General features: G+C 60.1%; 8 protein-coding genes. All 8 read left to right on the top strand.

Translation table 11 applies throughout. The features are described from left to right. Positions 1-232 precede the first annotated feature (232 nt). The 8 genes from glpD to FEM54_RS15910 all read left to right on the top strand — a co-directional run bounded on the left by glpD (position 233) and on the right by FEM54_RS15910 (position 9,314). Positions 233-1,771 (top strand): glycerol-3-phosphate dehydrogenase, encoded by a 1,539-nt coding sequence (gene glpD, locus FEM54_RS15955; RefSeq protein WP_017137033.1) that lies wholly within the window; start codon positions 233-235, stop codon positions 1,769-1,771. A gap of 487 nt (positions 1,772-2,258) precedes the next feature. After that, a complete protein-coding gene (locus tag FEM54_RS15945; RefSeq protein ID WP_058421600.1) occupies positions 2,259-3,185 on the top strand; it encodes a glutamate/aspartate ABC transporter substrate-binding protein in 927 nt (308 codons plus the stop codon). Positions 3,186-3,379: 194 nt separating this feature from the next. Further along, a complete protein-coding gene (locus FEM54_RS15940; protein ID WP_099548514.1) occupies positions 3,380-4,126 on the top strand; it encodes an amino acid ABC transporter permease in 747 nt (248 codons plus the stop codon). Beyond that, positions 4,126-4,797, top strand: a complete 672-nt coding sequence (locus FEM54_RS15935; RefSeq protein WP_138451836.1) for an amino acid ABC transporter permease — start codon at positions 4,126-4,128, stop codon at positions 4,795-4,797. Before FEM54_RS15940 ends, FEM54_RS15935 begins: the two co-directional genes overlap by 1 nt. Next, positions 4,794-5,528, top strand: a complete 735-nt coding sequence (locus tag FEM54_RS15930; protein ID WP_017137029.1) for an amino acid ABC transporter ATP-binding protein — start codon at positions 4,794-4,796, stop codon at positions 5,526-5,528. Before FEM54_RS15935 ends, FEM54_RS15930 begins: the two co-directional genes overlap by 4 nt. A 209-nt stretch (positions 5,529-5,737) precedes the next feature. Next, entirely contained in the window at positions 5,738-7,639 is a 1,902-nt protein-coding gene (gene aauS, locus FEM54_RS15920) for a two-component sensor histidine kinase AauS (protein WP_099548513.1), read from the top strand. Then, positions 7,639-8,976 carry a two-component response regulator AauR gene (gene aauR, locus FEM54_RS15915; protein ID WP_017137027.1) on the top strand — a complete coding sequence of 446 codons (1,338 nt, stop codon included), beginning with the start codon at positions 7,639-7,641 and terminating at the stop codon, positions 8,974-8,976. Before aauS ends, aauR begins: the two co-directional genes overlap by 1 nt. Further along, on the top strand, positions 8,976-9,314 hold the full coding sequence (locus tag FEM54_RS15910) for a GlpM family protein (RefSeq protein WP_017137026.1): 339 nt from the start codon (positions 8,976-8,978) through the stop codon (positions 9,312-9,314). Before aauR ends, FEM54_RS15910 begins: the two co-directional genes overlap by 1 nt. Positions 9,315-9,394: the final 80 nt, after the last annotated feature.

Raw genomic sequence — 9,394 nt, 5'->3', positions numbered from 1 at the left:
CATGGAGGTACACGATCAACTGTGGGAGCCGGGCTTGCCCGCGATGGCGATATATCCAACCCCCCTCTCTCGAGCCTTTCCTTGGCTCATGTTCACAATTCTTCCCTTTTCAGCCCTTCGATGAGATTTTTCAATCGAAGTCGGGTGGCTGTGTGCGCGTTTATCAGCTACCATTTTCGCAAATGAACATTAATGTTCGAATTCCAAGAAGAAAAGATCGCGAGGCCAGCCGATGAACCCTTCCACCTTGCCTGCTCCACCGCTTGCCGAAGTCTATGACGTTGCCGTAATTGGCGGCGGAATCAATGGCGTCGGCATTGCAGCAGACGCAGCCGGGCGCGGTTTGTCGGTATTCCTTTGCGAAAAGGACGACTTGGCCAGCCACACATCTTCCGCCAGCAGCAAGCTGATCCACGGCGGCCTGCGCTACCTCGAACATTACGAATTCCGCCTGGTGCGCGAGGCTCTGGCCGAACGTGAGGTGCTGCTGGCCAAGGCCCCGCACATCGTCAAGCAGATGCGCTTTGTATTGCCGCACCGCCCGCACCTGCGCCCGGCGTGGATGATTCGCGCGGGCCTGTTCCTGTACGACCACTTGGGCAAGCGCGAGAAACTCGCCGGTTCCAAGAGCCTTAAGTTCGGCCCCGACAGCCCGTTGAAAAGTGAAATCACCAAAGGCTTCGAATACTCCGACTGCTGGGTTGATGACGCCCGCCTGGTGGTACTCAATGCCATGGCCGCCCGTGAAAAAGGCGCGCATATCCACACCCAGACCCGTTGCATCAGCGCACATCGCAGCAACGGCATGTGGGAAATGAACATGGAACGCGCCGATGGCAGCCTGTTCTCGATCCGCGCCCGCGCCTTGGTGAACGCCGCCGGCCCGTGGGTCGCCAAGTTCATCAAGGAAGACCTGAAGCTGGACTCGCCTTACGGCATCCGCCTGATCCAGGGCAGCCACTTGATCGTGCCGAAACTCTACGAAGGTGCGCACGCGCACATCCTGCAGAACGAAGATCAGCGCATCGTCTTCACGATTCCGTACCTGAACCACCTGACCATCATCGGCACCACCGACCGTGAGTACACCGGTGACCCAGCGAAGGTTGCGATTACCGAAGGTGAAACCGACTACATGCTCAAAGTGGTCAACGCGCACTTCAAGAAGCAGTTGAGCCGCGACGACATCGTGCACACCTACTCCGGCGTGCGCCCGTTGTGCAACGACGAATCGGACAACCCGTCGGCCATCACCCGCGACTACACCCTGTCGCTGTCTGGCGGTAACGGTGAAGCGCCGATCCTGTCGGTGTTCGGTGGCAAGTTGACCACCTACCGCAAGCTGGCCGAATCGGCGATGGCGCAACTGGCGCCGTTTTTCACGCAAATGCGCCCAAGCTGGACCGCCACGGCGAGCCTGCCGGGCGGCGAGAACATGACTACGCCAGAAGCCTTGGCCGAAGCGATTCGCGCCAAATTTGACTGGGTGCCAAGCGAGATCGCACGCCGTTGGTCCACCACGTACGGCAGCCGTACCTGGCGCTTGCTCGAAGGCGTGCAATCGCTTGCTGACTTGGGCGAACACCTGGGTGGCGGCCTGTACACCCGCGAAGTCGATTACCTGTGCGCCGAAGAATGGGTGACGCAACCGCAGGACGTGCTGTGGCGCCGGACCAAGCTGGGCTTGTTCACCACACCGCAAGAGCAGGAAAACGTGCAGCGCTACCTCTCCAAGGTCGAGCAAAACCGCGCGAAGATTGAAGCAGCCTGATCGCAGGCAGTGACGAGAAGCCCCTGTACCGCAAGGTCCAGGGGCTTTTTTATGGGGTGTGTCCTGGCATAGCGCAGGCCCATGTCGCGAATCACGCTGAAGGCCGAGCCCAGCAGCACCGGATAGGCCGCCGGTGCCTGCGATTGCATCACCTCGGTTCAATCAAAGACCGAGGTGCAGGCATCGCGGGCAAGCCAGCTCCCACAAAAAGCCTGGCTCGGAATACCTTGCTGACCATTCGGTTTTCCGAACGCCACACCCCACCCCATTCGGTTTGCCGGACCAAACCGTTACAAATCCCTCGTAACACAAACTTAATCTCCTTATAAATCAATCAAATAACCTTTTATTTCTGGTATGGCACGACTCATGCTCTACACTCCCTGACGATTGCCTGAGGCGCCTTAGGAGCCGTCATGGGCATTCGCAGTACAAAGAGAGTCGCTTAGCCGGCTTCATAAAAAAAACAAATGTCGAGGAAGTATTGATGCGCATCGTTCCCCATATCCTGGGCGCAGCTATCGCTGCTGCTCTGATCAGCACTCCAGTTTTCGCCGCCGAACTCACCGGCACACTGAAGAAAATCAACGACTCCGGCACCATCACCCTCGCTCACCGCGACAGCTCCATTCCGTTTTCCTACATCGCGGATGGCTCCGGCAAACCCGTGGGCTACTCCCACGACGTTCAGTTGGCTGTGGTTGAAGCCCTGAAAAAAGACCTGAACAAGCCCGACCTGAAGGCCAAATACAACCTGGTGACTTCGCAGACTCGTATCCCGCTGATCCAGAACGGCACTGCGGACCTTGAGTGCGGCTCCACCACCAACAACGCCGAACGCGCCCAGCAAGTTGATTTCACCGTCAACATCTTCGAAATCGGCACCCGTCTGCTGGTCAAGAAGGACAAGGATGGCAAGCCGTCCTACGCTGACTTTGCCGACCTGAAAGGCAAAAACGTCGTGACCACCGCTGGCACCACGTCCGAGCGCATCATCAAAGCGATGAACGCCGACAAGCAGATGGGCATGAACGTTATCTCGGCCAAAGACCACGGCGAATCCTTCCAGATGCTCGAAAGCGGCCGTGCCGTCGCGTTCATGATGGACGACGCCCTGCTGGCCGGCGAAGAAGCCAAGGCCAAGAAGCCGGACGACTGGGTCATCACCGGTACTCCACAGTCCTTCGAAGCCTACGCGTGCATGGTGCGTAAAGACGATCCGGCCTTCAAGAAAGCCGTGGATGACGCCATCGTTGCCCTGTACAAATCCGGCGAGATCAACAAGATCTACAGCAAATGGTTCGAGAGCCCGATCCCACCAAAAGGCCTGAACCTGAACTTCCCGATGAGCGAAAAGGTTAAGGAGCTGATCGCCAACCCAAGCGACAAGCCAGCCCCTGACGTAAAAATCTGATACCTGACTAAGCTTATGTCCTGAGGGAGCCAACCCTCCCTCAGGCGTCTGTTACTACCTGCTGGCATTAATGTGGAACACTCGACCTGGCGGTTTTCGAGCCGATCGCGTGTGCCTGGCGTTCACCGTCAGGCGGGAAAGGATCTTCCCCAAGCGGGTGCTTGTACATCGATCGATCTCGAGGGGAGACCCTAATGAATTACAACTGGGACTGGGGCGTGTTCTTCAAGTCCACTGGCGTTGGCAGCGAGACTTATCTCGACTGGTACATCGCCGGCTTGGGCTGGACCATCGCCATCGCTGTCGTGGCATGGATTATCGCCTTGTTGCTTGGCTCCATTCTGGGGGTCATGCGCACCGTGCCAAACCGCATCGTAGCGGGCATCGCGACCTGCTACGTCGAGCTGTTTCGTAACGTGCCGCTGCTGGTGCAGCTGTTTATCTGGTACTTCCTGGTGCCCGATATGCTGCCGCAGAACCTGCAGGACTGGTACAAACAGGACCTCAACCCGACCACCTCGGCCTACCTGAGCGTTGTCGTGTGCCTGGGCCTGTTCACCGCCGCCCGTGTGTGCGAACAAGTGCGTACCGGCATCCAGGCGCTGCCACGTGGCCAGGAAGCTGCGGCGCGTGCCATGGGCTTCAAGCTGCCACAGATCTACTGGAACGTGCTGCTGCCCCAGGCCTACCGCATCATCATTCCGCCGCTTACCTCCGAATTCCTCAACGTGTTCAAGAACTCCTCCGTGGCGTCCTTGATCGGCTTGATGGAACTGCTGGCGCAAACCAAACAGACCGCCGAGTTTTCGGCCAACCTGTTTGAAGCCTTCACCCTGGCCACGTTGATCTACTTCACCTTGAACATGAGCCTGATGTTGCTGATGCGCGTGATCGAGAAGAAAGTCGCGGTGCCCGGCCTGATCTCCGTGGGGGGTAAATAATGGACTTCGATTTCAGCGGTATCATCCCCGCCATTCCGGGCCTGTGGAACGGCATGGTCATGACCTTGCAGTTGATGGTCATGGGCGTGGTCGGCGGCATCGCACTGGGTACGGTCCTGGCGCTGATGCGCCTGTCGTCCAGCAAACTGCTGTCGTGCCTGGCCGGCGCCTACGTGCACTACTTCTGCTCGATCCCGCTGCTGCTGGTGATCACCTGGTTCTACCTGGCGGTGCCGTTCGTGCTGCGCTGGATCACCGGCGAAGACACCCCGATCGGCGCGTTCACTTCCTGCGTCGTGGCCTTCATGATGTTCGAAGCTGCGTACTTCTGTGAAATCGTGCGGGCCGGCGTGCAGTCGATCCCCAAGGGCCAGATGGGCGCAGCCCAGGCAATGGGCATGACCTATGGCCAGACCATGCGTCTGATCATCCTGCCCCAGGCTTTCCGCAAGATGACCCCGTTGCTGCTGCAACAGTCGATCATCCTGTTCCAGGACACCTCGCTGGTCTACACCGTGGGCCTGGTGGACTTCCTCAACTCCGCCCGCTCCAACGGCGACATCATCGGCCGCTCCAATGAGTTCCTGATCTTCGCCGGTGTCGTCTACTTCATCATCAGCTTTTCCGCCTCGCTGCTGGTCAAGCGTCTGCAAAAAAGGTTTGCCGTATGATCTCTATCAAGAACATCAACAAGTGGTATGGCGACTTCCAGGTGCTGACCGATTGCAGCACTGATGTCAAAAAAGGCGAAGTGATCGTGGTGTGCGGCCCATCGGGTTCGGGCAAATCCACCCTGATCAAGTGCGTCAACGCGCTGGAACCGTTCCAGAAGGGCGACATCGTGGTCGACGGCACCTCCATTGCCGACCCGAAGACCAACCTGCCCAAACTGCGCTCGCGCGTGGGCATGGTGTTCCAGCACTTCGAACTGTTCCCGCACCTGACCATCACCGAAAACCTGACCATCGCGCAGATCAAGGTATTGGGCCGCAGCAAGGAAGAAGCCACCAAGAAGGGCCTGCAGCTGCTTGACCGTGTGGGCCTGTCGGCGCACGCCCACAAGCACCCGGGCCAGCTCTCCGGCGGCCAGCAACAACGTGTGGCCATTGCCCGCGCCCTGGCCATGGACCCGATCGTCATGCTGTTCGACGAACCGACCTCGGCGCTCGACCCGGAGATGGTTAACGAAGTGCTCGACGTGATGGTGCAACTGGCCCACGAAGGCATGACCATGATGTGCGTGACCCACGAAATGGGCTTCGCGCGCAAAGTGGCCGACCGCGTGATCTTCATGGACGCCGGCAAGATCATCGAAGACTGCCCGAAAGAGGAGTTCTTCGGCGATATCAGCGCCCGCTCCGAACGCGCGCAGCACTTCCTTGAGAAAATCCTGCAGCACTAAAAAGCAGCACTGTTCTCCCTGTGGGAACCGGGCTTGTGTGGAAGACGGCTTGTGTGGGCGCTGGCTTGCCTGCGATAGCATCACCTCGGTGCAACTGATACACCGAGGCGCCTGCATCGCGCGCAAGCCCGGCTCCCACATAATCAAATTGCCCACACAACCGGGTTCGCAACAGGGCTGACAGCGCTGGTTGACCCAAGGCATCTGTGATGAAATGCGACCCCAACCAATTTCGCGCCGCACCGCCATCACTTGCCGTGAAACCTCGTCTGATTCGCCAACTGTTCCTGCCGCCGTTGATCATCGCCCTGATGATCGGCTTGGGTTACATCGGCTTCTGGGTCAGTGAGTACTATGGCATCCGCACCCTCAGCGACAACGGCGAACGCCAGTTGGAGCTGCATGCCCGTACCGTCGAAAGCGAACTGAGCAAATACACCTACCTGCCCAGCCTGTTGGAGCTGGAATCCAGCGTCTCCAAGCTGCTGGCCGACCCCAGCCAGGAAACCCGGCAAACGGTCAACGATTACCTCGAAGGCCTGAACCGACGCAGTCGTAGCCGGGCCATCTACGTGATGGACACCACCGGCCGCGTGCTGGCCACCAGTAACTGGCGCGATGCCGACAGTTACCAGGGTGAAGACCTGTCCTTCCGTGCCTATTTCCAAAACGCCGTGCGCGGCCAGCCCGGCCGTTTCTATGGCATTGGCAGCACCAACGGCGAACCCGGTTACTACCTGGCGCACGGCCTCGAAGAGCACGGCAAGATCATCGGCGTGGCCGTGGTCAAAGTGCGCCTTGAAGCACTCGAAGAACGCTGGCAGCGCGCGCGTCTCGAAGCCTTTGTGAGCGATGAGAACGGCATCATCATCCTCTCCAGCGACCCGGCCCGGCGTCTCAAGGCCGTGCGCCCGCTGAGCGATGACACCAAGGAACGCCTGGCCCACAGCCTGCAATATTACTGGGCGACATTGAACGAGCTGGAGCCGTTGGCCCGCGAGCGTCTCAACGAAGGCACCGAGAAACTCACCTTTCCGGCCAACAGCGAAGTGGTCAACGACGAGCGCGAAGTCAGCTACCTGGCCCAGACCCGCCCGCTCAGCGACACGCCCTGGAACTTCACCCTGCTGACTCCACTTAACGACCTGCGTCGCGCCGCGATCAATCAGGGCATTCTGGTGGCGGTCGCATTTGGCCTGGTCGCGTTCCTGCTGATTGCCTGGAACGAGCGGCGCAAAGTCATCGCCACCCGCCTCGCTGCGCGCGAAGCCTTGCAGGAAGCCAACAGCCAGCTGGAACGAAGGATTGCCGAACGCACCGCCGACCTGCGCGCCAGTAACGAACGGCTCAAGGGCCAGATCCGCGAACGCCGCCAGGCCGAAGAAACCCTGCGCCGCGCCCAGGATGAACTGGTGCAGGCCGGCAAGCTGGCGGCCATCGGCCAGATGTCCACCAGCATTGCCCATGAACTCAACCAGCCGCTGGCGGCATTGCGCACGCTGTCGGGTAACACCGTGCGCTTCCTGGAGCGTGGCGCCCTCGACACCGCCAGCGCCAACCTCAAGACCATCAACGAGCTGATCGACCGCATGGGCCGCATCACCGCCAGCCTGCGCTCGTTTGCCCGGCGCGGCGATGATCAGGGCGAGGCCAACCTGGGCAAAGCCGTGGACGCCGCCTTCCAGGTTCTGGGCGCGCGCCTGGACGGCTTGCCGTTGACCGTGCACCGTGACTTTGTCAGCGCGCAATTGCAGATCGACCAGACCCGCCTGGAACAGATCCTGGTCAACCTGATCGGCAACGCCCTCGACGCCATGCAGGCACAACCGGCCCCCGAACTATGGCTGGACGGCCACAGCAGCGAGGGCAAGTACCGCCTGCAAGTGCGCGACAATGGCCACGGCATCGACCCCGAAGCGCGCAAACATTTATTTGAACCGTTCTTCACCACCAAACCCGGCGAACAAGGCCTGGGCCTGGGCCTGACACTTTCGGCCAGCCTGGCGGCGGCCACCGGCGGCAACCTCGCCGTGGAACACCCGGCCAGTGGTGGTACTGCCTTCGTCTTGTGCCTGCCGTTGGTGGGCACCCAAAAAGCTGAGTCGACATGATGAGTACCGATCCTAAAGACCTCACCGTTCTGATCGTCGAAGACGACCCCCATGTGCTGCTCGGCTGCCAGCAAGCCTTGGCGCTGGAAGACATTCACAGCGTGGGTGTGGGCAGTGCCGAGGAAGCGCTCAAGCGCATCGGTGAGAACTTTGCCGGCATCGTCATCAGCGATATTCGCCTGCCAGGCATCGATGGCCTGGAGCTGCTCACCCGCCTCAAGGCCCTGGATAAAAGCCTGCCGGTGGTGCTGATCACCGGCCACGGGGATATTTCGATGGCAGTCGGTGCCATGCGTAACGGCGCCTACGACTTCATGGAAAAACCCTTCTCCCCCGAGCGCCTGGTCGATGTGGCGCGCCGCGCGCTTGAGCAACGTGGGCTGGCGCGGGAAGTCTGGTCGCTGCGCCGCCAACTGGCCGAGCGCGACTCGCTGGAAGGCCGCATCATCGGCCGCTCGCCCGCCATGCAAAACCTGCGCGAACTGATCGCCAACGTCGCTGATACCTCGGCCAACGTGCTGATCGAAGGCGAAACCGGCACCGGCAAGGAACTGGTTGCGCGTTGCTTGCACGATTTCAGCCGACGCCACGACCATCAGTTCGTTGCCCTGAACTGCGGCGGCCTGCCGGAGAACCTGTTCGAAAGCGAAATATTCGGCCACGAAGCCAACGCCTTTACCGGCGCGGGCAAGCGGCGCATCGGCAAGATCGAACACGCCCATGAGGGCACGCTGTTCCTCGACGAAGTGGAAAGCATGCCGATCAACCTGCAGATCAAACTGCTGCGTGTGTTGCAGGAACGCACCTTGGAACGCCTGGGTTCGAACCAGAGTGTGGCGGTGGATTGCCGAGTCATTGCCGCGACCAAATCCGACCTGGATGAACTGAGCCGCGCCAACCAATTCCGTAGCGACCTTTACTACCGCCTCAACGTCGTGACTCTGGAATTGCCACCGTTACGCGAGCGCCGTGAAGACATCCTGCAGCTGTTCGAACACTTCCTGCAGCAATCGTCACTGCGTTTTGACCGCAGTGTGCCTGAGCTGGACAACCAGACCGTATCGACCCTGATGAGCCACGACTGGCCAGGCAACGTGCGTGAACTGCGCAACGTCGCCGAGCGCTTTGCGCTGGGCTTGCCAGCCTTCAAGAAAAGCGGCGCCAGCAGCAGCAACCACGGCCTGGCCTTTACCGAAGCGGTGGAAGCCTTCGAGCGCAACCTGCTTAACGACGCCCTGCAACGCAGCGGCGGCAACCTCACCCAGGCGAGCCTGGAACTCGGAATGGCCAAGACCACGCTGTTCGACAAGGTCAAGAAATACGGGTTGAGCCACTGATGGACTTACTCTTGAAAGCCGCCCTGGGCGCGGCGGTGGTGCTGATCCTGGCGGCGCTGGCCAAGACCAGAAATTACTACATCGCAGGGCTGGTGCCGCTGTTTCCGACCTTCGCGCTGATCGCGCATTACATCGTCGGCAAGGGCCGTTCGGTGGACGACTTGAAGACCACCATCCTGTTTGGGATGTGGTCGATCATTCCGTATTTTGTGTATTTGGCGACGCTGTATGTGATGGTCGACCGCATGCGCCTGGAGGCGTCACTCGCCGTGGCGGCAGTGGCATGGTTGATGGCGGCGACGGTGTTGGTGACAGTGTGGGTACGCGTCCACGCCTGACACACCGCGGTTAAACCTGTGGGAGCTGGCTTGCCTGCGATGGCGGTGTATCAGCCAACTTATCTGGCACAGACATACCG

The sequence above is a fragment of the Pseudomonas edaphica genome, assembly GCF_005863185.1.
In the GTDB taxonomy this organism is placed as follows: Bacteria; Pseudomonadota; Gammaproteobacteria; order Pseudomonadales; family Pseudomonadaceae; genus Aquipseudomonas; species Aquipseudomonas edaphica.
Note: the sequence above shows the minus strand (reverse complement) of the source record. Positions and strands in the feature narration are given on the sequence as shown.

What these genes read in the sequence shown, in the direction of transcription:
- glpD (WP_017137033.1), top strand. Translation starts at nt 233, where the DNA reads ATGAACCCTTCCACCTTGCCTGCTCCACCGCTTGCCGAAGTCTATGAC.
- FEM54_RS15945 (WP_058421600.1), top strand. Translation starts at nt 2,259, where the DNA reads ATGCGCATCGTTCCCCATATCCTGGGCGCAGCTATCGCTGCTGCTCTG.
- FEM54_RS15940 (WP_099548514.1), top strand. Translation starts at nt 3,380, where the DNA reads ATGAATTACAACTGGGACTGGGGCGTGTTCTTCAAGTCCACTGGCGTT.
- FEM54_RS15935 (WP_138451836.1), top strand. Translation starts at nt 4,126, where the DNA reads ATGGACTTCGATTTCAGCGGTATCATCCCCGCCATTCCGGGCCTGTGG.
- FEM54_RS15930 (WP_017137029.1), top strand. Translation starts at nt 4,794, where the DNA reads ATGATCTCTATCAAGAACATCAACAAGTGGTATGGCGACTTCCAGGTG.
- aauS (WP_099548513.1), top strand. Translation starts at nt 5,738, where the DNA reads ATGAAATGCGACCCCAACCAATTTCGCGCCGCACCGCCATCACTTGCC.
- aauR (WP_017137027.1), top strand. Translation starts at nt 7,639, where the DNA reads ATGAGTACCGATCCTAAAGACCTCACCGTTCTGATCGTCGAAGACGAC.
- FEM54_RS15910 (WP_017137026.1), top strand. Translation starts at nt 8,976, where the DNA reads ATGGACTTACTCTTGAAAGCCGCCCTGGGCGCGGCGGTGGTGCTGATC.